General features: G+C 73.9%; 15 protein-coding genes. 5 read left to right on the plus strand and 10 right to left on the minus strand.

Features of this window, described 5'->3' with window-relative positions; translation table 11 throughout:
- Window positions 1-153: 153 nt before the first annotated feature.
- Both ELQ39_RS10125 and ELQ39_RS10130 read left to right on the plus strand, forming a co-directional pair.
- Window positions 154-1,401 (plus strand): TOMM precursor leader peptide-binding protein, encoded by a 1,248-nt coding sequence (locus ELQ39_RS10125; RefSeq protein ID WP_242591694.1) that lies wholly within the window; start codon window positions 154-156, stop codon window positions 1,399-1,401.
- Entirely contained in the window at window positions 1,394-2,761 is a 1,368-nt protein-coding gene (locus ELQ39_RS10130; protein ID WP_225629462.1) for an ABC1 kinase family protein, read from the plus strand. The genes ELQ39_RS10125 and ELQ39_RS10130 overlap by 8 nt, the downstream gene beginning before the upstream one ends.
- Window positions 2,762-2,807: 46 nt before the next feature.
- Here ELQ39_RS10130 and ELQ39_RS10135 read toward each other — a convergent pair whose 3' ends face one another.
- From ELQ39_RS10135 to ELQ39_RS10155, 5 genes are all read right to left on the minus strand, one after another.
- A complete protein-coding gene (locus ELQ39_RS10135) occupies window positions 2,808-3,014 on the minus strand; it encodes a hypothetical protein (RefSeq protein WP_225629463.1) in 207 nt (68 codons plus the stop codon).
- A 133-nt stretch (window positions 3,015-3,147) separates the two neighbouring features.
- Entirely contained in the window at window positions 3,148-3,471 is a 324-nt protein-coding gene (locus tag ELQ39_RS10140; RefSeq protein WP_190002509.1) for a hypothetical protein, read from the minus strand.
- A complete protein-coding gene (locus ELQ39_RS10145; protein WP_006134966.1) occupies window positions 3,468-3,836 on the minus strand; it encodes a WhiB family transcriptional regulator in 369 nt (122 codons plus the stop codon). The genes ELQ39_RS10140 and ELQ39_RS10145 overlap by 4 nt, the downstream gene beginning before the upstream one ends.
- A gap of 170 nt (window positions 3,837-4,006) precedes the next feature.
- Complete coding sequence (locus ELQ39_RS10150) at window positions 4,007-4,318, minus strand: hypothetical protein (RefSeq protein ID WP_175449562.1); 312 nt, start codon at window positions 4,316-4,318, stop codon at window positions 4,007-4,009.
- Window positions 4,319-4,482: 164 nt separating this feature from the next.
- Complete coding sequence (locus tag ELQ39_RS10155) at window positions 4,483-6,693, minus strand: ATP-dependent DNA helicase UvrD2 (protein WP_242591695.1); 2,211 nt, start codon at window positions 6,691-6,693, stop codon at window positions 4,483-4,485.
- 192 nt (window positions 6,694-6,885) lie between these two features.
- On the opposite strand from ELQ39_RS10155, the gene ELQ39_RS10160 reads away from it, so the two are divergent.
- Window positions 6,886-7,128, plus strand: coding sequence for a mycoredoxin (locus tag ELQ39_RS10160; RefSeq protein ID WP_033272097.1), 243 nt, complete (start codon window positions 6,886-6,888; stop codon window positions 7,126-7,128).
- A 79-nt stretch (window positions 7,129-7,207) separates the two neighbouring features.
- On the opposite strand, the gene nudC is transcribed toward ELQ39_RS10160, so the two are convergent.
- The 5 genes from nudC to ELQ39_RS10195 all read right to left on the minus strand — a co-directional run bounded on the left by nudC (window position 7,208) and on the right by ELQ39_RS10195 (window position 17,631).
- A complete protein-coding gene (gene nudC / locus ELQ39_RS10165) occupies window positions 7,208-8,152 on the minus strand; it encodes an NAD(+) diphosphatase (protein WP_242591696.1) in 945 nt (314 codons plus the stop codon).
- 148 nt (window positions 8,153-8,300) lie between these two features.
- Window positions 8,301-9,713 (minus strand): dipeptidase, encoded by a 1,413-nt coding sequence (locus ELQ39_RS10170; RefSeq protein WP_242591697.1) that lies wholly within the window; start codon window positions 9,711-9,713, stop codon window positions 8,301-8,303.
- A gap of 47 nt (window positions 9,714-9,760) precedes the next feature.
- Window positions 9,761-13,348: an ATP-dependent DNA helicase gene (locus ELQ39_RS32405; RefSeq protein WP_337662999.1), complete on the minus strand. Its 3,588-nt coding sequence runs from the start codon at window positions 13,346-13,348 to the stop codon at window positions 9,761-9,763.
- Between the two features lie 113 nt (window positions 13,349-13,461).
- On the minus strand, window positions 13,462-16,992 hold the full coding sequence (locus tag ELQ39_RS10190; RefSeq protein ID WP_242591698.1) for an ATP-dependent helicase: 3,531 nt from the start codon (window positions 16,990-16,992) through the stop codon (window positions 13,462-13,464).
- A 252-nt stretch (window positions 16,993-17,244) separates the two neighbouring features.
- Window positions 17,245-17,631 (minus strand): MGMT family protein, encoded by a 387-nt coding sequence (locus ELQ39_RS10195; protein ID WP_086699442.1) that lies wholly within the window; start codon window positions 17,629-17,631, stop codon window positions 17,245-17,247.
- A gap of 188 nt (window positions 17,632-17,819) precedes the next feature.
- On the opposite strand from ELQ39_RS10195, the gene ELQ39_RS10200 reads away from it, so the two are divergent.
- A complete protein-coding gene (locus tag ELQ39_RS10200; protein WP_242591699.1) occupies window positions 17,820-20,519 on the plus strand; it encodes a lysylphosphatidylglycerol synthase domain-containing protein in 2,700 nt (899 codons plus the stop codon).
- Between the two features lie 86 nt (window positions 20,520-20,605).
- Window positions 20,606-22,156: an alpha/beta hydrolase gene (locus ELQ39_RS10205; protein WP_242591700.1), complete on the plus strand. Its 1,551-nt coding sequence runs from the start codon at window positions 20,606-20,608 to the stop codon at window positions 22,154-22,156.
- The last annotated feature ends 157 nt before the right edge of the window (window positions 22,157-22,313 follow it).

A 22,313-nucleotide genomic window follows, 5' to 3' on the forward strand; every position in this document is an offset into this window, starting at 1 on the left:
TTGTGGACAACTCCCGACGGCCCGGTGACGGACCCGGGCATGCTGGCAGCGCCGGCCCCGGGACCCGCGACGGAACCGGGCCGGTCTGTGAGAGGCGTCACTCCTGGCCGCAGGGGTGGACCAGGTGCGTATCAGGACAGACGGGGGTCAGTCATGCATCCGATGCTCAAGCCCGCCCTCAGGCGCGGCTGGCGCGACCGCAACACCGTGCAGTTCGGGATGACGCCGGCCCAGGCGCTGACCCTGGGCCCGGTGGACACGGCCACGGGCAGCCTGCTGGAGCTGCTCGACGGCACGCGAGGACTGGAGCTGCTGCGCGAGGAGGGCCGCCGCATGGAGCTGCCCGACGGTCATGTCGACCGACTGGTGCGGCGGCTGTCACAAGCTGGGCTCATGGACGACTCCCGGGGTGGCGGGCCGGCCGCCGACGCCCTGCGCGGGAGACCCGAGGTGCTGGACCGGCTCCGTCCTGACTGGGCCTCGCTCGGCCTGACCACCGCCGGGCCGGGCGACCCGCTGCGCGTGCTGGCGGCGCGGCGGAGCATGCGGGTGCAGGTCAGAGGCCTGGGCCGGGTGGGGGCGGCGGTGGCGGCGCTGCTGTCGGGGGCGGGTGTCGGTGAGGTCGAGGTGCGGGACGTCGGCCGGGTGGAGCCGTGGGACGTGGCGCCGGGCGGGCTGCCGGCCGAGGCGGTCGGCGAGCGCAGGGAGGAGGCGGCCCGTCGGCTCGTACGCCGGTGCGCGCCTGACCGCCCTCCGCGCGGTACGGCCCGCTCGGCCCTGGCCGAGGACGTCACCGGCCACTCCCTGGTCGTGCTCGCCCCGCGGGACGACGTCGCCGTGCACGCTCCGGATCCGGTGTCCGCCGAACCTCTCCTGGCGTCAGGCACTCCGCATCTCCATACCGGGGTGGTGGAGGGCACCGGTGTCGTCGGTCCCCTCGTCCTGCCCGGCGAGACGGCGTGCGCGGGCTGTCTCCAGGAGGAGCGGATCGACCGGGACCCGGCGTGGCCGCGGCTGGTGGCCCAGTGGCGCTCGGGCCGGCAGCGCAGGGTGGGCGCCTGCGATCTGACGCTGGCCGCCACGGTCGCCGGTCTGGCCGCCGCGCACGCGCTGGCCTTCCTCGACGGGCGGGTCCCGTCCAGCGCGGGCGCCCGCTGGGAGGTGTCCCTGCCCCAGTTGCACTGGCAGCCCCGGCCTGTCGTGCCGCACCGCCGCTGCCCGTGCGGGGCGGCGGGCACCGGTCCTGACGGGGGTGACAGCGGCCCGGAGAAAGGTAAGGGAGAACACACCTCCGCCGACGGGGGGTCGCGCGAGACAATGGCCGGGCACGGGCCGTCGAAGGAGTCGCGCCGTCAGGCGGACGCGGAGCGGCCGGCAGGGACCTGGAGGGCGCATGTCTGATCTTCCCCGCAAGGCGGTCACCCGCACCGCCAAGCTGGCCGCGCTCCCGCTCGGCTTCGCCGGGCGGGCCACCTGGGGACTCGGCAAGCGGATCGTGGGCGAGTCCGCGGAGCTGGTCGGCCGCGAGCTCCAGCAGCGCACCGCCGACCAGCTGTTCAAGGTGCTGGGCGAGCTCAAGGGCGGCGCCATGAAGTTCGGCCAGGCCTTGTCGGTGTTCGAGTCGGCGCTGCCCGAGGAGGTCGCGGGGCCCTACCGCGCCGCCCTGACCAAGCTTCAGGAGGCCGCCCCGCCCATGCCGACCCGCACGGTGCACGGGGTGCTGGCGGAGCGCCTGGGCGAGGACTGGCAGGAGCTGTTCCTGACCTTCGACGACAAACCGGCCGCGGCGGCCTCCATCGGTCAGGTGCACCGGGCGGTGTGGCACGACGGCCGTGAGGTCGCGGTCAAGGTGCAGTACCCGGGCGCCGGTGAGGCCCTGCTCTCCGATCTCAACCAGCTGAGCCGTTTCGCACGGCTGCTGGGACCGCTGGTCCCCGGCATGGACGTCAAGCCGCTCATCACGGAGCTGAAGGACCGGGTCTCCGAGGAACTGGACTACGGCCTGGAGGCGCAGGCGCAGCGGGCGCACGCGGAGGAGTTCGCCGGCGACCCGGACGTGGTCGTGCCGGACGTGGTGCACCAGTGCGACCAGGTGCTGGTCACCGAGTGGCTCGACGGCACCCCTCTGTCGGAGGTCATCGCGGACGGCACCGAGGAGCAGCGCGACCGGGCCGGGCAACTGCTGGCTCGTTTCCTGTTCTCCGGGCCCGCCCGCACGGGTCTGCTGCACGCCGACCCGCACCCGGGCAACTTCCGTCTGCTGCCCGGAGGTCCCGGCGGCGAGGACGACTGGCGCCTGGGCGTCCTGGACTTCGGCACGGTCGACCGGCTGCCGGGCGGGCTGCCCGCCCCCATCGGCGAGGCGCTGCGGATGACACTGGACGGCGAGGCGGAGGCCGTCTACGAGATGCTCTGCGCCGAGGGCTTCGTCAAGGAGTCCGTCGAGCTGGACCCCGACGCGGTCCTCGACTACCTGCTGCCGATCATCGAGCCGGCCCGGGTCGAGGCGTTCACGTTCACCCGTGGCTGGATGCGCGGTCAGGCGGCCCGGATAGCGGACGTCCGGTCCCCCGCCTACCAGTTGGCCAAGCAGCTCAATCTGCCGCCGGCCTATCTGCTGATCCACCGGGTCACGCTGAGCACCATCGGTGTGCTGTGCCAGCTCGGGGCGACGGTGCGGCTGCGGGACGAACTGGAGGACTGGCTGCCGGAGTTCGTCCCCGGGGAGCCGGGCGAGGAGGAGGAAGCGGCGCAGGCCTGACCGTACCCGGGCCGGGCGTGCCGGGGTCCCGGCCGGGCCGGGGCGTTCACCACCACCGCGAGTCGAGGCGCCCCTCGATCGCGCGCAGGTTCTCCCGGGAGCAGCGCTCGCAGCAGTGCAGACGGACGCCGTTCTCCACGGAGAGGGTCCAGGTCGGCGGCGTCCCCTCGGCGAGGACACCGCAGCGGGCGCAGGCAAGCGGCTCGGGCTCCGCGGCGGAGCCCTCGTCGTCGCCTTCGTGAGGACTGGTCACGCGGCGACGATAACCCCGTGCCGAGCACTCCGCTTCCTCAACGCACCGCGGGGGCCGGTCCGTTCACACGGACCGGCCCCCGCGGGAAGATCGGGGCCTCCGGCTCGGAGGCCGTCGCTTCAGGCGGCGTGGCCTACTGCATGACCGCCATGGCGAGCGCCCGGCGGGCACGCCGCGAGGCGCGCTCGGCCCGGCGCTGCATCCGGCGCGCGGTCAGCAGGCTGCTGGCCTGCCTCTCCCGTTGCGCCTCCTGCAGTCGGTCGTGCATATGCGCACGAGCCAGGGCTTCTGGGATGAGTTGCATCTCTCGGGTCCTGTTCTGGCGCGAGTCGTTCGCACCGCTGGTGGTGAAGTCTTCGGTCGCGGAGCCGGCGGGCTCGTGGGTGGACGGCGTCATCGGGGCCTGCTTCTGGGGGTCGTGCGTGAGGGGGCGGTCGATCGTTCCGGGGGTGTTCATGCCGAGACCGGGTTCTTGCGCGGGCGGCCACGCGGCCGCTTCCGGGCGACGACAACACCCTGGACGAACAGCTCGCCACCCCAGACGCCCCAGGGCTCACGCCGCTCCTTGGCGCCGGCGAGGCAGGCCTCGACCAGCGGGCAGGTACGGCAGAGGGACTTGGCGTACTCGACGTCCGCGGGCGACTCGGCGAAGAAGACCTCCGGGTCGTAGGAGCGGCACGGGACGGGTACGCCGAGGTTCTCGATGGCGTCGTCGAGCGCGGTGAGCGCGGTGAGCGGAGTCAAGGTCGGGTCCTCCGTGGAGCCGGGCTTGGGGATCGTGTCGGAAGGCGGTACGGACGGGGCGTGCGCTTCGAGTTGCACGGCTGGTCTTCCTCGTCTGGTCGTTTCCGGCCGGTCGGCCGGGTGTGCGGCTGGTACCGGGTTCTTTTCTTGTCCCGAGGCGCCTTGTCCTGTCTCCCCGTTCGGGCAAACAGAAGGGCCGCGGATCCCGGATGGGGTTCCGCGGCCCTGAAGGCGCCGGCCTGATCGAATCAGGCTGGATCACTCCAGGGTTCTGGCCCACGGAAGGCCCACATCAGGTGGTGCTGCGTCGTCTGCTTCCGGAATCCGGCACCGGCCGCCGCAAAGGCATAGGCCTGCGCCTGTGCCACTACTGCTGCTTCCAGTGCCTTGGTCGGTCGCTCATCGCGCTCACGGACGACAAGGCCCGCGGGAGCGAGGGAGGACGCCGGACGGACGGCACGAATGCCGGACAGACCGGTGCCCTGGTTCGAGGCGCCGAGCATGCACAGGGAGACGGCCGAGCGATCGGTCAGTTTGACGCTGGTGTTGATGCTGATCACTGGACTCGCCTCCTCTCGGCGTCTCAGGGGGACCGGGCGAACCGGTCCGCGGATATGCAAGTACAACACGGAATCAGGGCCTCCGAGAAGGCCGCTGTCCCCGTGGCTAAGAACCTATGGGGATTCCCGGGGCATGCGCAAACTATTTTTCCGACGAGTTCGCGTCAGTCCTGATCTTGTCCCTCGGCGGGGTCGCGGCCCGCGCAGAGGGCCAGCACGTCGGCGCCGTAACGGCGCAGCTTGCGCATGCCCACCCCGGGAATGCGGGCCAGTTCGTGCTCGTCGTCGGGGACCGCCTCGGCGATGGCGATCAGCGTCTTGTCGGTGAAGACGCAGAAGGCCGGCTGGCCGCTGCGCCGCGCCTGCTCACCGCGCCACTCGCGCAGCCGCTCGTACAGGCCCTCGTCCATGTCGGAGGGGCAGTCCTCGCAGCGCATCAGCTTCATCTCGCCGCCGTCGGTCAGCGTGCGGCCGCAGACGCGGCAGCGGGCGGGGGTGCGCTGCCTGCGGCGCGGCGCCTGCTCGGGGACCGCGGTGGCCGCCGCCGTCCAGGAGCCGTGCTCCACCGCGCCCGCTCCTGCCGCGCCCGCGCGGCCGGCAACGGCCTGTGAGCCGGGGCGCAGTCCGGTGAGGAAGCGGCTCGGGCGCCGGTTCGCACGGCCGCCCGGGGAGCGGGCGAGCGCCCAGGAGAGGTGGAGGTGCTCGCGGGCGCGGGTGACGCCGACATAGAGGAGACGGCGCTCCTCCTCGATCTGCTCGTCCGTCTTGGCGTAGGTGATCGGCATCATCCCTTCGGCGACGCCGACCAGGAAGACGACGTCCCACTCCAGGCCCTTGGCCGCGTGCAGCGAGGCGAGCGTGACTCCCTGGACCGTGGGGGCGTGCTGGGCGCCGGCCCGCTCGTCCAGTTCGACGACGAGGTCGGCGAGCGTGGCGCCGGCGTTGGCGGCGGCGAAGTCCTGGGCGAGGTGCACCAGTGCGGCGAGGGACTCCCAGCTCTCCCGGACCGCGCCCGACCCGGCCGGCGGCTGGGGCGTCCAGCCCTTGCCGGAGAGCACGGCCCGCACCTGGGAGGGCAGGTCGGGGGCGTCGTCGAGGAGCGCGTCGTTGCCGCCGAAGCGGGCCGCGGCGCGCAGGGCGGTGATGGCGTTGCGCACCTCGGGACGGTCGAAGAACCGCTCGGCCCCGCGCAGCTGGTAGGGCACGCCGGCGTCGGCGAGTGCCTGCTCGTAGGTCTCGGACTGGGAGTTGGTGCGGAACAGGACGGCGATCTCGCTCGCCGGGACGCCCGAGCCGATCAGCTCGCGGATGCGGCGGGCGGCGCCCTCGGCCTCGGCGGGCTCGTCGGTGTACTCGGTGAAGACCGGCTCGGGTCCCGCGGGGCGCTGGGAGACCAGCTCGAGCCGGTGGTCGGCGGCGCGGCCCTTCGCCTGGGCGAGCAGGCCGTTGGCCAGGCGGACCACCTGGGGCGTCGAGCGGTAGTCGCGGACGAGCTTGACGACGGTGGCGCCCGGGTGGCGGACGCGGAAGTCGAGCAGATGGTCCGGGGTCGCGCCGGTGAAGGAGTAGATGGTCTGGCTGGCGTCGCCGACCACGCACAGGTTCTCCCGGTCGCCGAGCCACAGCTCCAGCAGGCGCTGCTGGAGGGGGCTGACGTCCTGGTACTCGTCGACGACGAAGTGCTGGTACTGCGCCCTCACCTGCTCGGCGATGTCGTGCCGGTCCTGGAGGACGGCGACGGTGAGCAGCAGGACGTCCTCGAAGTCGATGACGGAGCGCTCGCGCTTGAGGTCCTCGTAGGCGGCGTAGAGCTGGGCGATCTCGGCGGGGTCGCGGGGTGTCTCCCGGCCTGCCTTGGCGGTCGCGGCCGTGTAGTCGGCGGGGACGGTCTGGGTGACCTTGGACCACTCGATCTCGGCGGTGACGTCCCGCAGCTCGCCCCGGTCCAGGCGGATCCGGCAGGCGGCGGCCGCGTCGGCGACCAGCTGGATCTTGCGGTCGACGAGCCGGGGCAGGGGTCCGCCGACCGCCTTGGGCCAGAAGTACTGGAGCTGACGCAGGGCCGCGGAGTGGAACGTCCGCGCCTGGACTCCCACCGCTCCGAGCTGGCGCAGCCGCCCGCGCATCTCCCCTGCCGCACGGTTGGTGAACGTGACGGCGAGGACGCTGGACGGCTGGAGGATCCCGGCGCGCACCCCGTAGGCGATGCGGTGGGTGATCGCCCTGGTCTTGCCGGTGCCGGCGCCCGCCAGCACGCACACCGGCCCGTGCAGCGCGGTGGCGACGGCGCGCTGCTCGGGGTCGAGACCTTCGAGCACCGCGTCGGCCGAGTCCGGTACCCGCGGGAAGAGGGTGGAGTGCGTTGCTGCTGTCACACCGCCATGCTGCCAGGTCGCCCGTGGCGGGTGAGCCGGTTGTCCACAGGGAAGGGCTCACGGTCGTACGAATGCGACAAGCGTCACGCCTCGGCTGCCGGGGCCGGAGGGACGGCGGGAATGCCTTCGCTTTCAAGTACGTTCCCCGGAGGACCGAGGAGTTTCCCGAGCCGCCGAAGGAGAGCGAGAGGCATGCAGGGCACTGTGACGATGTACAGCACCACGTGGTGCGGCTACTGCCGTCGGCTGAAGAGCCAGATGGACCGTGAGGGCATCGCGTACACCGAGATCAACATCGAGCAGGACCCCGAGTCGGCGGCCTTCGTGGAGAAGGCGAACGGCGGCAACCAGACGGTGCCCACTGTGCTGTTCCCCGACGGTTCGACGCTCACCAACCCCTCGCTCGCGCAGGTCAAGCAGAAGATCGGCGTCTGAGCGTCCCACGGGCGCACGAAGCGGGCGGCCGTCCCTCACGGGACCGGCCGTCCGCTTCGTCGTGTGCGGGTCCCTCGGCTCAGAAGGCGCTGCGGGTGGGCAGGTCCTCGCCGTACCAGCGCTCGATCAGCCGGGCCGCGATGGAGATGCCGTAGGGCGGGAGCACCTCGCCGGACTCGAAGGCGGCGCGCAGTTCGTCCCGGGAGAACCAGCGGGCCTCGTGGATCTCGTCGCCGTCCACGGTGATCTCATGGGAGGTGGCGTGGGCGACGAAGCCGAGCATCAGGCTGGAGGGGAACGGCCAGGGCTGGCTGGCGACGTACTCGACCTCGCCGACGGCGATGCCGACCTCCTCGTGCACCTCGCGGCGCACCGACTGCTCGATGGCCTCGCCCGGCTCGACGAACCCGGCGAGCGTGGAGAAGCGGCCCTCGGGCCAGTGGACCTGGCGGCCGAGCAGGATGCGGTCCTTGTCGTCGATCACCGCCATGATCACCGCGGGGTCGGTGCGCGGGTAGTGCTCGGCGCCGCAGGCGGGGCAGCGGCGGATGTGCCCGGCGGCGGCGATGACGGTGCGCTCGCCGCAGCGCGAGCAGAAGCGGTGCAGCCGCTGCCAGTTCTCCAGCGCCACGGCGTGCACCATCAGGCCCGCCTCGCGCGGCGACAGCAGCAGCCCCGCCTCGCGCAGGCCGGCCGGGCGGGCGGAGTCGTCCATGCGGCCGGGCAGGGAGTCCTTCTGCAGGGCGAAGTAGCTGACGCCGTCCTCGTCGATGCCGAGGAAGTAGCGGTGGGCCTCGGTGAGCGGGGCCTCGAAGGACGGGGTCATGACGAGTTCGGTGCGCCCGTCCGGTGCCTCGTCGATGAGGACCTGGCCGCCGGAGACCACGAAGCAGCGGGTCGAGGGGTGGCTCCACGCCGCCGCGAGCCATGCCTCGTCGAGCCGGTGGTGGGCGGCGCGGTCGATGCCGCTCGGGGCGGTGAGCGAGATGGGCCGGTCGGCGGTGTGGTCGGTCCTGGTGGTCACGGGTGCTTCCAACTCCCCCGGGGGAACGGATCGGGTCGCGGGCGGTCTGGCGGACGAGGGCGGGAGGGACCGGGTCCTGCGGGCGCGGCGGTGGCGCGGCTCTTCCAGTGTGCCGCGCGCGGGCGCCCGCTTCGGACGGCTCGGGTGGTCAGGGGGCGTGCCGCCAGTGCTCGGCGAGGTCGCCCCAGAGGTGGGCGCTTGTCTCGGCGCCCTTCAGCAGCAGGTCCAGCTCGACCTTCTCGTCGGGGGCGTGCCAGCCGTCGGACGGGACGGAGATGCCGAGGAAGAGCACCGGTGCGTCCAGGACGTCCTGGAGGTCGGCGGCCGGTCCCGATCCTCCCTCTCGGGTGAACAGCACGGGTTTGTCGAAGGCGCGTCCCATCGCGCGGACGACCGACTGCAGGGCGGGGTGGTCGAGCGGGGTCAGGCAGGGTCGGGTGGCCGGGCTGAAGGTGATCTCGTGCCGGACGCCCTCGGGCAGCCGGCCGGGCACCCAGGCGGCGACCGCGTCCCGGACGTGCGCGGGGTCCTGGCCCGCGACCAGCCGGAAGGACAGCTTCACCATCGCGGAGGACGGGATGATCGTCTTGCTGCCGGGGCCCTGGTAGCCGCCGCCGATGCCGTTGACCTCGGCGGTGGGCCGCGCCCAGATGCGCTCCAGGGTGCTGTAGCCGGCCTCGCCGCCGGTGCCGTGCGACTTGGCGCTGCTCAGCCACCGCTCCTCGTCGAAGGGCAGCCGGGCGAAGAGCTCGCGTTCGCGGTCGGTGAGCTCGACGACGCCGTCGTAGAAGCCGGGGATCGCCACCCGGCCCTGCTCGTCGTGCAGGGCGGCGACCAGCCGGGCGGCCGCGGTGGCCGGGTTGGGCACCGCGCCGCCGAAGGAGCCGGAGTGGATGTCCTGGTCGGGGCCGTAGAGGCGGATCTCGCACTCGGCGAGGCCGCGCATGCCGGTGCACACGGTCGGGGTGTCCTCGGACCACATGCCGGTGTCGGAGACGATCACGGCGTCGGCGGCGAGCCGGTCCGCGTTCCGCACGACGAGCTCCCGGAAGTGCGGGGAGCCGGACTCCTCCTCGCCCTCGATCAGCAGCTTGAGGTGGACGGCGGGGCTGGTGCGGCCGGTGGCGGCGAGGTGGGCGCGCACCCCCAGGGTGTGGAAGAAGACCTGGCCCTTGTCGTCGGCGGCGCCGCGCGCGTAGAGGCGGTTGCCGCGGACGACGGGTTCGAACGGGTCGCTGTTCCAGCCGTCCTCGCGGGCGGCGGGCTGCACGTCGTGGTGGCCGTACACCAGGACGGTCGGCGCCCCGGGGTCGTCGCTGGGCCACTCGGCGTACACCGCCGGGGCGCCCGGGGTGTCCCAGACCTCGGCGGCCGGGAAGCCGGTGTCCTTCAGGGCGGCGACCAGCCAGTCGGCGCTGCGGCGCACGTCGGGGGTGTGATCGGGCTGGGCCGAGACGGACGGGATGCGGAGCCACGCGGAGAGGTCGTCGAGGAACGCCGTGCGATGGTCTGCGATGTACGTACGGACGGCGTCGACGGCATTGTCAACGTGCTGGCTCATGTCTACGAGCCTATCGGCCCGCGGGGGTGTCCTCGGAGTGCGGTATCTCACCGTGCGGCGTGCGGTGTCCCGCCGTCCGGGTCGTCGAGCAGCAGCCGCTCCAGCTCGGCACGGCCGGGAAGCCGCTCCGGGCGGACCACCTCGCCGGTGCGGACGTACAGGAACGCGGCGGTGACCGACTCCAGGGGGACGCCCTGCTGCTCGGCCCAGGCGAGCCGGTAGACCGCCAGCTGCAACGGGTCGGCGGTGCGGCCCCGGCCGGTCTTCCAGTCCACGATCTCGTACGTCACCGCGTCGCCGTCCTCGGGGCCCTCGGGGTCCTCGTGCCGGTACACGGCGTCGATGCGGCCCCGGACGACCCGGCCGGCGATCGACAGCTGGAACGGCGCCTCGACGCGGTAGGGCGTGCGGTGGGCGTACTCGGTGCGCTCGAAGGCCTCCTTCAGCTCCTCCAGGTCACGCTCGTCGGCGATCTCGGCGTCGGCGCCCGGCAGCTCGTCCGGGTCGAGCATGGGCAGGGTCAGCTCCTCGAAGCGCGCCTCGACCCACGCGTGGAAGCGGGTGCCCCGGCGCGCGGCGGGCTGGGGCGGGCGCGGCATGGGGCGGGCCAGCTCTCGGGCGAAGCCGTCGGGGTCGGCGGCGAGCCGCAGCAGCTGGGACGCGGTGAGGGAGGCGGGCAGCCGCACCTCGGTGACGGTGTCGCGGGCGCGCAGCAGCTCCCCGGTGAGGGCGTCCAGGTCGCGGTCCCAGGAGGCGACGGTGCGGGCCTCCTCGGGCGTGAGGCGTGCCTCGTCGGGTGCGGGGAGGTCCGGCCCTGTTCGTGCGGACCCGTCCGGGGCGGTCGCCTGGTGGGGGACGACGGGGCGCCGGGTGGGCAGGGAGTCCCAGTCGTCGGCGCCGGGGCCGGCGGGGCCGGCGTCCGCGGGAGCGGCGTCCGGCGCGCCGGACGCGTGGGGGTACGGGTCTTCGGCGTACGAGTCTTCGGCGTACGGGTCTTCGGCGTACGGGTCTTCGGCGTACGGCTCGTCGCGGAAGTCCTCCGGGTACGGCTCCTCGTCGTCCGGCGGGGGCGGCCAGTCCTGGTCGTCGTAGGCGCCCGGGTCGTGGAGGGCCGCCGCGCCGTGCGGGTCGGCGGCGAGACGGTCGAGGTGCGCGAGGACGGTCGCGGCGGCGGCGCGGCGCCGGGCGAGGGCCGCGTCGTCCAGGGGCAGCGGCCACGCCTGGACGTCGCCGGCCTGCCGCAGCGCCGGATTCTCCTCGTCCTCCTCGGGCTCCTCCGCCCACGCCTCGATCTCGCCGTACCCGGCGGCGCAGTGGTCGTGGAGGGCGAGCAGGAACTCGGAGGGACCGCGCGGCTTCTTCTGACTGGGGCCCCACCAGTGGCCGGAGCCGAGCAGCAGGGAGCGGGGGCGGGTGAAGGTGACGTAGCCGAGGCGCAGCTCCTCGGTGTGCTGGTGCTCCTTCATCGCCTCGTGGAAGGCCTTCAAACCCCGCGCGTCCCAGGACGGCACGTCGGGGAGGGTGTCGGCGTCGCCGCGCAGCGCGTGCGGCAGCACCTTGCCCTGCGCCGTCCACTTCTCGCGGCCCCGGTCGCTGGGGAAGGCGCCGGTGACCAGGCCGGGGACGGCGACGACGTCCCACTCCAGCCCCTTGGACTTGTGGGCGGTGAGCACCTTGACGGTGTTCTCGCCTCCTGGCAGCGCGTTGTCCAGGCCCTTCTCGTACTGGGCGGCGGTGCGCAGGAAGCCGAGGAAGGCGAGCAGGGTGGCCTCGTTGTCCCCGGCGGCGAAGGACGCGGCGACGTCGAGGAAGTTGGACAGGGTCTCCCGGCGGCGGGCAGCCAGCGCGTGCGGGGACGCGGACAGCTCGACCTCGAGACCGGTGACGGCGAGCACCCGGTGCAGTACGTCCATCAGCGGGTCGGCGAGGGAGCGGCGCAGGTCGCGCAGCTCGGCGGCGAGGCGGGCGAAGCGGACGCGCGCGTCGGGCGAGAAGGGCAGCCCGTCGTCGTCCCCGCCGCCCTCCATCGGGGTCTCCAGGAACGTGTCGAGGGCGTCGGCGAGCGAGATCACCTCGGCGGGGTCGACGCCCTCGACGGCCTCGGCGAGCCGCCGGTCCGGGGCGTCGTCGCCGTCCACGCGCGCGTGGGACACCAGCCGGCGCGCGCGGCGGCCGAGCAGGGCGAGGTCGCGGGGGCCGATCCGCCAGCGCGGGCCGGTCAGCAGCCGGACGAGGGAGGCGTTGGCGCCGGGGTCCTGCAGGACCTCGCAGACGGCGACCAGGTCGGCGATCTCCGGCAGGTGCAGCAGCCCGGACAGACCGACGACCTCGACGGGCACGTCCCGGGCGACCAGCGCGGCCTGGATCTCGCCGAAGTCGGTCGCCGTCCGGCACAGGACGGCGATCTCGCCGGGCGCCTTGCCGGTGTTCACCAGGTGCGCGATCGAGTCGGCGAGCCAGTCGATCTCCTCGGCATGGGTGCGCAGCAGGGCGCAGCGGACGATGCCGTCGCGCTCGGCGCCGGGCGCCGGGCGGAGGGCCTCCACGCCCGCGTGCATGGCGCGCAGCGGCTCGGCGAGACCGTTGGCTAGGTCGAGCAGCCGGCCGCCGCTGCGGCGGTTCTCGCTGAGCGACTGGCGGGTGGCGGGACGGCCGTCGGCGTGCGGGAAGTGCTCGGGGAAGTCGTCGAGGTTGGCGACGGAGGCCCCGCGCCAGCCGTAGATGGCCTGGCAGGGGTCGCCCACGGCGGTCACCGGATGACCGGCGCCGCCGCCGAAGAGGCCCGCGAGCAGGACGCGCTGGGCGACCGACGTGTCCTGGTACTCGTCGAGGAGGACCACCCGGAACTCCTCACGCAGCACGCGGCCCACCTCGGGCAGGCCGGCGAGCCGGGCGGACAGGGCGATCTGGTCGCCGAAGTCGAGCAGGTCCCGTTCGCGTTTGGCGGCCCGGTAGCGCCGCACCAGCTCGGCCAGTTCTCGGCGGGCGGCGGCGGCCTCGGGGACCTTGCGCAGGTCGGCGTTGGTGAGCTTGGCGTTCTCCAGGGCGCGCAGCAGCTCGGCGTCGTGGGCGCGCAGGTCCTCGGGGCGCACCAGGTGCTCGGAGAGCTCCGAGTCGAGGGTGAGGAGGTCGCCCACCAGGTCGGGGAAGGAGCGGGTGAGGGCCGGGTAGAGGCCGGGCGCCTCGCGCAGCACGCGCGCGGCGAGCTGGTAGCGGGTGGCGTCGGCGAGCAGCCGGGACGTCGGTTCGAGGCCGATGCGCAGCCCGTGGTCGGTGAGCAGCCGGCCGGCGAAGGCGTGGTACGTGGAGATCACCGGCTCGCCCGGCGGGTTGTCCGGGTCGATGGCATCAGGGTCGGTGACGCCGGCCTTGATCAGGGCCGTGCGGACGCGTTCTGCGAGCTCCCCGGCGGCCTTGTTGGTGAAGGTGAGGCCGAGGACCTGCTCGGGGGCGACCTGGCCGGTGCCGACCAGCCAGACCACGCGGGCCGCCATCACCGTCGTCTTGCCGGAGCCCGCTCCGGCCACGATCACCTGCGGGGCGGGCGGCGCGGTGATGCAGGCCGTCTGCTCCGGGGTGAACGGGATCCCGAGCAGCTCCTTGAGCTGGTCGGGATCGGTGATACGGGCGGGCACACCGAGAATCTAGCGGCGACGACTGACAGCGCGGGCCCACCGAGCCCGCCGGGAGGAAAGAAGCGCAGGTCGGCGCGGGTGGTGCGATACGTCACGCGCGCCGTTCACGCCGGTCACTCGACGACGTGGCGGCCCTCGGGACGGGCGCTGCACGACGCCCGGAACGCGCAGTGCGCGCAGTGCTGGCCCGCGGTCGGGGTGAACCGCTCGTCGAGGACCTTGCCGGCGGCGGTGGCCAGCAGATCGCCGACCCACTCCCCCTCCAGCGGCTCCTGCGCCTGCACCTTGGGCAGGGTCTCACCGCCGTCCCGCTTGGCGGCGCCCTGCCGCAGCTGGACGAGCTCGGCGCCGCCCGGCTCGGGGCGCACCCCGTCGAAGACCTCGTCGACGGCGCCCTCGCGGACGGCGAGCTGGTACACGGCGAGCTGGGGGTGGCGTTCCACCTCCTTGGAGCTGGGCGCCTGCTTGCCGGTCTTGAAGTCGACGACGTAGGCGCGGCCCTCGCCGTCGGCCTCGACGCGGTCCATCTGGCCCCTGATGCGGACCTGGTAGTCGCCGGACTCCAGGGTGACGTCGAAGTCGTGCTCGCTGGCCACCGGCGTGCGTCCGGTGCGGTCCATGACGTGCCACTTCAGGAAGCGCTCGAGCGCCACGCGCGCGTTCTCCTTCTCCTGCGCCGACTTCCAGGGCGCGTCGAAGGCGAGGGCGTTCCACACGGAGTCGAGGCGTTCCATGAGGACGTCGAGATCGGCGGGGGTGCGCCCGGAGGCGACCTCGTCGGCGAGGACGTGGACGACGTTGCCGAAACCCTGGGCGGCGGTGGCGGGCGCGTCGGCCTTCACCTCACGGCCCAGGAACCACTGGAGGGCGCAGGTGTTGGCCAGCTGGTCGAGGGCGCTGCCGGAGAGCACCACGGGCTTGTCACGGTCGCGCAGCGGCACCTTGCTGTGCGTGGGCTCGTCCATGCCCCACCAGCGGTAGGGGTGCGCCGACGGCACCAGGGGACGGCCGTCCTCGTCGGCGAGCGCGGCGAGCCGGGCCAGCCGCCGGGCGGCGGCCTCGCGCAGGGCGTCGGAGACGCGGGGATCGACCGTGGTGGCGCGCAGCTCGGCGACGAGCGCGGCGACGGACAGCGGGCGCCGCGGGCGTCCGGTGACGTCCCGGGGCTCCACGCCGAGCTCGGTGAGGAAGCGGGAGGGCTGGTCGCCGTCGTCGGACGGCGCCTTCACGGCCGTCACCACGAGGCGGTCACGCGCGCGCGTGGCGGCGACGTAGAACAGGCGGCGCTCCTCGGCGAGCAGCGCGCCGGGTGTGAGGGGCTCGGCGAGCCCGTCACGGCCGATGCGGTCGGCCTCCAGCAGGGAGCCGCGGCGGCGCAGGTCCGGCCACAGGCCCTCCTGGACCCCGGCCACGACGACGAGGCCCCACTCCAGGCCCTTGGAGCGGTGCGCGGTCATCAGGCGTACGGCGTCGGGGCGCGCGGCGCGGCGGGTGAGGGTGTCGGCGGCGATGTCCTCGGCCTCGATCTCCTCGAGGAAGTTGAGGGCGCCGCGCCCGCCCGTGCGCTCCTCCGCGCGCGCGGCGGTGGCGAACAGCGCGCACACGGCGTCGAGGTCGCGGTCGGCGTTGCGGCCGGCGGCGCCGCCGCGGCGGGCTGCGCGTTCCAGCCGCTGCGGCCAGGGGGTGCCGTCCCACAGCTCCCAGAGGGCCTCCTCGGCCGTGCCGCCGCCGGCCAGGCACTCGCGGGCCCGGCGCAGCAGGGCGCCGAGCCGTTGCGCCCCGCGCGCGTAGACGGGATCGTGCACGGCGAGCCGCTCGGGCTCCGCCAGCGCGCGGGCGAGCAGCTCGTCCGAGGGCGGCGGCAGGGGGTTCCCGGCCGCCCGCTCCTCCTCGCGCAGCGCGCGTCCGAGCCGCCGCAGGTCGGCCGCGTCCATGCCGGCGAGGGGGGAGGTGAGGAGGGTGAGGGCGGTCTCGGTGTCGAGCCAGCAGGGTTCGTCGCCGTCGGTCGCCGAACCGCCCCGGCCGCTTCCGGGCCCGTCGCCGTCGGTCGCCTCGCCGGAACCGGAACCGCCGCCCGTCTCGCCGGAACCGGCACGCGCACCGGCGTCCACCTCACCGGAACCCAGGTCCGCCGCATGGGAACCGGCATCCGCCTCGCCCGAGCCGGCGCCCGCCGCACCGGAACCGTCGCCCGCCGCGTCCCCCGCACCCCACACGCCCTCGGCGTGCGCGGCGCCCGGCCGCCGTTCCTCCTCGGCCCTCGCCACCGCGCGCAGCGCGGTCAGCAGCGGGGCGACGGCCGGCTCGTGCCGCAGGGGCAGGTCGTCGCCGTCGACGTCGACGGGGACGCCCGCTGACGTGAGGGCCCGGCGGACCACCGGCAGGGTGCGGGCGCCCGCGCGGACCAGGACCGCCATGTCGTTCCAGGGGACGCCGTCCTCCAGGTGGGCGCGGCGCAGGATGTCGGCGACGTTGTCCAGCTCGGTGCCTGCCGTCGGGTAGGTGTACACCTCGACCCGGCCGCCCTCGCGCACGGGCGCCGGCTCGCGGTGCAGGCGGACCTTCTCGGCGGGCAGCCGGGGCAGCGGCATGCGGCGGGTGATCCGCCGGGTGGCTTCGAGGAGCGCGGCGCCGGAGCGCCGGGAGGTGCGCAGCACCTGGACGGGCGCGGGGCGGCCGTCCGCGCGCGGGAAGGCGTGCGGGAACTCCAGGATGCCGCCGACGTCGGCGCCCCGGAACGCGTAGATCGACTGGTCGGGGTCGCCGAAGGCGACGAGGGTGCGGCCGCCGGACGCCAGGGCGCGCAGCAGCCGTACCTGGGCGGGGTCGGTGTCCTGGTACTCGTCGACGTAGACGGCGTCGTAGCGGTCGGCGAGCTGCCCGGCGGTCTCGGGCCGCCGGGCGAGAAGCACCGCGCGGTGGACGAGTTCGGCGTAGTCGATGACGCCTTGGAGGTCGAGGACGTCGAGGTACTCGGCGAGGAAGGCGGACGCGGCGCGCCAGTCGGGGCGGCCGATGCGGCGGGCGAAGGCGTCCAGGGCGCCGGGGTCGAGCCCGAGTTCACGGCTGCGGGCGAGCACCGCGCGGACCTCGTCGGCGAAGCCGCGGGTGGTCAGGCAGGCGCGCAGGTCGTCCGGCCAGCGCACGTGGGACAGCCCGAGCCGTTCCAGGTCCACCTGGCCGGCGAGCAGCTCGCGCACGGTGACGTCCTGCTCGGGTCCGGAGAGCAGCCGCAGCGGCTCCACGAACAGGTCGCTGTCCTGGTGGGCGCGGACCAGGGCGTAGCAGAAGCTGTGGAAGGTGGTCGCCTGCGGGGCACGGGCGGCGCCGATGCGCAGCGCCATGCGGTCGCGCAGCTCGACGGCGGCCTTGCGGCTGAAGGTGAGCACCAGGATGCGCTCGGGGTCGCCGCCGCGCGCGACACGGGCGGCCACGGACTCGACGAGCGTGGTGGTCTTGCCGGTGCCGGGACCGGCGAGGACGAGCAGCGGCCCGGAGCCGTGCTCAACCACGGAACGCTGGGCGGCGTCCAGTGGAGGGGGATCCACGCGGGCCGGAGGGGTACGCACCAGTCGATAGGCGCCACGGCTCCCCCGCCGCACCTGGGGGTGCGACAGGCCGCTGGTGGAGGAAGAGGAGCTCACGTGGTTCGCCGGTCCTGGTGGGTGTGCTGTGGGGCGCCGCGTGCGCGGGGCGGTGGTCGGGGGGTGAGGGGGTCACGCGCAGCCGACGCTACGCCGGGGACCGGAGCGGAAGCAGGGTTTCCGCTTCTTCTCTCCCGTCCCTCCGGGCACCCGTGCCCCTCGACCCACGAACGTACGTCATGCCGTGGATGTGCCTCATGTCCCCCTGAAGCATCACAGGTCACACGGCGACGGCGGGGATGGCGGAAGCTGTCAGGTGTGACCCCCGGTGTCCGCGCCGCCGTCCCACCGCGCGCGTCTCATGTCGAGGCGTGGCACATGGCCCTCCGCCGCCCGGCCTGCCTCCCGCAGCGGTGTGCCCTCCGCGCGGTAGTGACCGAGGGCCCGCAGCTCGTGGCCGGGCAGCAGCACGCCGTCCGCGCGGACCACGCGCCACCAGGGGACGGCACCGCCGTAGAGCGCCATCACGCGCCCCACCTGCCGTGGCCCGCCCTCCCCCAGCCACTCGGCCACGTCCCCGTACGTCATGACACGCCCCGGCGGGATCAGCTCGGCGACCTCCAGGACCCGCTCGGCGTACGCGGGCAGGGCGTCCGGGTGCTCCGGACCCCCGTCGGACGGAAGACTCTCCTGGCTCATCCGGACCATCCTGCCCCACCCCACCGACAACGCGGCGTGTCCGCGGACACGCGCGGGCGACTCGCCCCGGAGCACCGCTTCGGGCAGACTGTGCCGCCCCGCTTGTGGACCCTGATGCCCCCTTGTGGCGGTACGGCATGCCACCATCGTGCGGGCGGTGACCGGTGATACGAGATCGAGAAGAGACGATGAAGCAGCAGGGTGCGCACCCCGAGGACACGGAGGGCACCCCTGACGCCTCGTCGCGCCCGGACACCGCGAAGCAGTCCGGCGGGGCGCACCGGGACGTGGCGCACATCGACGAGGTGGAGGGCGACGAACCGCTGCTCCCCGCGCGCGTGCACCGCCCGTCCGACCTCATGCGGCTGGTGGGCGGCGTGCTCGCGGTCGTGGTGCTGCTGGCGATCGCCGCGTTCGCCCACGGCACGACCTCGGGTCTCGAACAGGACATCAACAAGGGCACCGGACAGGCGCCCGACCTGCTCATCAAGATCGCCGGCCTGGCGTCCAGCATCGCCATCCTGCTGGTCCCGGTCGCCTTCGCGATCGAACGTCTGATCAAACGGGACGGGCTGCGGATCGCCGACGGCGTGCTCGCCGCCGTGCTGGCGCACGGGGTGACGCTCGCCACCGACCTGTGGGTCGCGCGGGCCGCTCCCGACTCGATCCAGGACGCGCTCACCCAGCCCTCCCCCGGCGACATCCACGCCCTCACCGACCCGGTGCACGGCTACCTCGCACCGGTCATCGCGTACATGACCGCCGTCGGCATGTCCCGCAGACCGCGGTGGCGGGCGGTGCTGTGGGTGGTGCTGCTGCTCGACGCCTTCTCGATGCTGGTCACCGGGTACACCACCCCGTTCTCCATCATCCTCACGGTGCTGATCGGCTGGACCGTCGCCTACGGCACGCTGTACGCGGTCGGCTCGCCCAACGTCCGGCCCACCGGCCGCACGCTGATGGCGGGGCTCCGCACGGTCGGCTTCCGCCCCGTGACCGCTTCCCGGGAGGAGGCCGTGGACGCGGCCGAGGGCGGCGACCGGGGGCGGCGCTACTTCGTCACCCTGGAGGACGGCCCGCCCCTCGACGTCACCGTCGTCGACCGCGAGCAGCAGGCGCAGGGCTTCTTCTACCGCGCGTGGCGCAACCTGGCGCTGCGCGGCTTCGCCACCCGCCGGAGCCTGCAGTCGCTGCGCCAGGCGCTGGAGCAGGAGGCCCTGCTGGCCTACGCCGCCATCGCGGCCGGCGCCAACGCGCCCAAGCTGATCGCCACATCGGAGCTGGGCCCCGACGCGGTGATGCTGGTCTACGAGCACACCGGCGGACGCACGCTGGACTCGCTGGACGACGAGGAGATCACCGACGAGCTGCTGCGCGACACCTGGCACCAGGTGATGGCGCTGCAGTCCCGCCGTATCGCGCACCGCAGGCTGGTGGGCGACGCCATCCTGGTGGATCGTTCCGGCACGGTGATCCTCACCGACCTGCGCGGCGGGGAGATCGCGGCCGGCGACCTGCTGCTGCGCATGGACGTCTCCCAGCTGCTGGTGACGCTGGGTCTGCGGGTGGGCGCCGAACGCGCGGTGGCCTCCGCGCTGAGCGTCCTCGGCCCCGACGCCGTGGCGGACTGTCTGCCGATGCTCCAGCCGATCGCGCTGAGCCGCTCCACGCGCGCGACGCTGCGCCGGCTCGCCCGGGAGCGCGCCGAGCGGGAACGCGAGGCCGTCCTGGAGGCTTCCCGCCACTCCCGTCCGGCCCGCGCGCACGACGCCGACGTCTCCCGCCCCGTCGTGCTCGAAAAGGCGGACAAGAAGGCCGTACGGGCGGAGCAGCGGGCCGAGAAGCGGGCCATCGACGAGGCACTCGACGAGGCGCGCGAGGAGGATCTGCTCAGCCAGATCCGGCAGGAGGTGCTGCGGATCAGGCCGCAGGCCCCGGTCGAGCCGGCCCGGCTGGAGCGGGTGCGCCCGCGCACGCTGATCAGCCTCATCGCGGGCGCGATCGGCGCGTACTTCCTGCTGACGCAGCTCACCCACATCGAGTTCGGCCCGCTGATCTCCAACGCGGAGTGGGGCTGGGTGGCCGCGGCGGTGCTGTTCTCGGCGCTGAGCTACGTGGCGGCCGCGATGGCGCTGCTCGGGTTCGTGCCGGAACGCGTGCCGTTCCCGCGCACCGTGGCGGCGCAGGTCGCCGGCTCCTTCGTGAAGATCGTCGCCCCGGCCGCGGTCGGCGGCGTCGCGCTGAACACCCGCTTCCTCCAGCGCGCGGGGGTGCGTCCGGGACTCGCGGTGGCGAGCGTCGGCGCGTCGCAGCTGTTCGGGCTCGGCTGCCACATCCTCATGCTGCTGGCGTTCGGCTATCTGACCGGTACCGAGAAGACGCCCTCGCTGTCGCCGTCCCGCACGGTCATCGGCGGTCTGCTGACGGTCGCGGTGCTGGTGCTCGTGGTGACCTCGGTGCCGTTCCTGCGGAAGTTCGTCGTCACGCGCGTGCGGTCGCTGTTCGCGGGCGTCGTGCCGCGCATGCTCGACGTGCTGCAGCGGCCGCAGAAGCTGGTCACCGGCATCGGCGGCATGCTGCTGCTGACCGCCTGCTTCGTGATGTGCCTGGACGCCTCGATCCGGGCGTTCGGCGACGAGTCGACCTCGGTGAGCATCGCCAGCGTCGCCGTCGTCTTCCTCGCGGGCAACGCCCTCGGGTCCGCCGCGCCGACGCCGGGCGGTGTGGGCGCCGTGGAGGCCACCCTGACCGTCGGTCTGATCGCCGTCGGCCTGCCCAAGGAGGTCGCGGCGCCCGCCGTGCTGCTCTTCCGGCTGCTGACCCTGTGGCTGCCCGTGCTGCCGGGCTGGCTGGCCTTCAACCACCTCACCCGCAAAGCGGCCTTGTGACCGGCTGAGACGCCGGCCGGGCGCGGCCCTCCCTCGGACGGCCCGTGTCCCGCGCGCGCCGCCGCGGGCGACCGCAGGATGGGCACATGCCCCGCCCCTTCCGGTTCCGTGCCGCAGCCCTGTCCGCCTGTGCCCTCCTGCTGCCCGCACTGCTGGCGGGCTGCGCCGAGGGGGACGACCCGGCCCAGGACCTGACGCGGCAGAAGCTGGACTGGAAGGCCTGCCCCGCCCCCGACGAGGCCCAGGGCGGCGGTGCGTCGCCGTCGCCGCTGCCGGGCGCCAGAGGTCAGTGGGAGTGCGCGACGCTCAAGGCGCCCCTGGACTGGGACGACCCGGACGGCGACACCATCGGCCTCGCCCTGATCCGTGTCCGGTCGAGCGGTCCGGAGAGCGAGCGGATCGGCTCGCTGATCTTCAACTTCGGCGGCCCCGGCGGCTCCGGCGTCACCACCCTCCCCGCGTTCGGCCGGGACTACGCCACCCTGCGCACCCGGTACGACCTGGTGAGCTTCGACCCGCGCGGGGTCGGCCGCAGCGCGCCCGTGACCTGCCAGGACGACCAGGAGCTCAACACGTACTTCCAGCAGGACGGCACCCCCGACGACAGCGCGGAACGCACGGAACTGCTGGACAGCACCGCGGAGTTCAACGCGGCCTGCGAGGACAACTCCGGGCGGATCCTGCCGCACGTGCGCACCACCGACGCGGCCCGTGACCTCGACCTGATGCGGCAGGTCCTCGGCGACGACAAGCTGTACTACTTCGGCATCTCCTACGGCACCGAACTCGGCGGCGTCTACGCGCATCTCTTCCCCGACACGGTGGGCCGCGCGGTGTTCGACGCCGTCGTCGACCCGGCACTGGACTCCGGGCAGGCCTCGCTCGGACAGGCCCGGGGCTTCCAGCGCGCCCTCGACAACTACGCCGAGGACTGCGTCTCGCAGGTCGAGGACTGCCCCGTCGGCGACAGCGTCCAGGACGTGAAGAACCGCATCGCCGAGCTGCTGCGGGACCTGGACCGCCGGCCCGTCCCCGGCGTCTTCCCCCGCCGGCTCACCGAGACGATGGCGACGAGCGGGATCGTGCAGGCCCTGTACTCGAAGAACTTCTGGGCGTTCCTCACCGACGGCCTGGAGCAGGCGTACGACGGTGACGGCACGATCCTGATGGTGCTGGCCGACTCGATGAACGGACGCGGCGCGAACGGCGAGTACAGCAATCTGGTGCCCGCCAACGTCTCCATCAACTGCGCGGACGCCGAACCCCGTTACACACCCGCGGACGTGGAGCGGCTGCTGCCCGAGTTCCGGAAGGCGTCCCCGCTGTTCGGGGACTTCATGGCCTGGGGAATGATCACCTGCACCGACTGGGCCGTGCCGGGTGCCGCCGACCATCCGGACGTCAGCGCTCCGGGCGCGGCCCCGATCCTGGTGATCGGCAACACCGGCGACCCGGCCACCCCGTACGAGGGCGCGCGCAGCATGGCGAGGGCGCTCGGTGAGGGGGTCGGCGTGGAACTCACGTACAACGGGCAGGGGCACGGCGCCTACAACAGCGACGACCGCTGCGTCCGGGATGCGGTCCACGGCTATCTGCTGGACGGCAAGGTGCCGGAGCCCGAAGCCGTCTGCCCCTGACCCGCCCGGCCGTGCGACGGCGGGGGCGGCAGGACCGCCCGGCGAAAGCCCAGTTCAGAGGGTTTTCCACAGGCCTCCCCGGCCGACGCCGGACCTGCCTACGATGTCGGGACAGCCGTTCGCCGCACGACGCGGACGGCCCACGAGGGGGGATGTG

The sequence above is a fragment of the Streptomyces sp. GB4-14 genome (assembly GCF_022696125.1).
Classification (GTDB): domain Bacteria; phylum Actinomycetota; class Actinomycetes; order Streptomycetales; family Streptomycetaceae; genus Streptomyces; species Streptomyces werraensis.

Bases quoted from the DNA above. Each gene is read 5' to 3' on its own strand.
- ELQ39_RS10125 (WP_242591694.1), top strand. From the start codon at position 154: ATGCATCCGATGCTCAAGCCCGCCCTCAGGCGCGGCTGGCGCGACCGC.
- ELQ39_RS10130 (WP_225629462.1), top strand. From the start codon at position 1,394: ATGTCTGATCTTCCCCGCAAGGCGGTCACCCGCACCGCCAAGCTGGCC.
- ELQ39_RS10140 (WP_190002509.1), bottom strand. From the start codon at position 3,471: ATGAACACCCCCGGAACGATCGACCGCCCCCTCACGCACGACCCCCAG.
- ELQ39_RS10160 (WP_033272097.1), top strand. From the start codon at position 6,886: ATGCAGGGCACTGTGACGATGTACAGCACCACGTGGTGCGGCTACTGC.
- ELQ39_RS10170 (WP_242591697.1), bottom strand. From the start codon at position 9,713: ATGAGCCAGCACGTTGACAATGCCGTCGACGCCGTCCGTACGTACATC.
- ELQ39_RS10195 (WP_086699442.1), bottom strand. From the start codon at position 17,631: ATGAGCCAGGAGAGTCTTCCGTCCGACGGGGGTCCGGAGCACCCGGAC.
- ELQ39_RS10200 (WP_242591699.1), top strand. From the start codon at position 17,820: ATGAAGCAGCAGGGTGCGCACCCCGAGGACACGGAGGGCACCCCTGAC.
- ELQ39_RS10205 (WP_242591700.1), top strand. From the start codon at position 20,606: ATGCCCCGCCCCTTCCGGTTCCGTGCCGCAGCCCTGTCCGCCTGTGCC.